The sequence below is a fragment of the Rhodococcus sp. T7 genome, from assembly GCF_009872365.1.
Classification (GTDB): domain Bacteria; phylum Actinomycetota; class Actinomycetes; order Mycobacteriales; family Mycobacteriaceae; genus Rhodococcus_F.
This window is the reverse complement of sequence record NZ_WXYH01000291.1, coordinates 1-691: the sequence shown is the minus strand read 5'-3', so window position 1 is coordinate 691 and position 691 is coordinate 1. Positions and strand designations below refer to the sequence as shown.

Below are 691 nucleotides of genomic sequence, written 5' to 3'. Positions count from 1 at the left end.
GTGCAGGCGTTCGCGGTCGAGGCGATCCCGCGGATCTCCCGCGCCCAGGTGATGGACGCACTGTCGTCGCAGGCGAACGTCTCCGGCTACAAGTCGGTGCTGCTCGCGGCGTCGGAGTCGACCCGGTTCTTCCCGATGCTCACCACCGCCGCCGGCACCGTCAAACCGGCCACGGTGCTGGTCCTCGGGGTCGGTGTCGCCGGCCTGCAGGCCCTGGCGACGGCGAAGCGGCTCGGCGGCCGGGCCACCGGCTACGACGTGCGCCCCGAGGTCGCCGACCAGGTCCGCTCGGTCGGTGCCCAGTGGCTCGATCTGGGGATCGACGCCGCCGGTGAGGGCGGCTACGCCCGCGAACTCACCGAGGCGGAGCGGGCGCAGCAGCAGCAGGCCCTGGAAAACGCGATCAAGGGGTTCGACGTGGTCATCACCACCGCCCTGGTCCCCGGCCGGCCGGCCCCCCGGTTGGTGACCGCCGCCGCGGTGGAGGGCATGAAACCCGGCAGTGTGGTGGTCGACCTGGCCGGCGAGACCGGCGGCAACTGCGAGCTCACCGAACCCGGTCAGACCGTCGTCAAGCACGGGGTGACGATCTGCTCGCCGCTGAACCTGCCCGCCAGCATGCCCGAGCACGCCTCCGAGCTGTACTCGAAGAACATCTCCGCGCTGCTGGAGCTGATGCTCGTCGACGGCG

Annotated in this window: 1 pseudogene; it reads left to right on the top strand. The window is 71.8% G+C overall.

Going from position 1 to position 691, the window contains the following annotated elements:
* Positions 1-691 (top strand): annotated as a pseudogene (locus tag MLGJGCBP_RS23690) (NAD(P)(+) transhydrogenase (Re/Si-specific) subunit alpha); the annotation flags it as partial.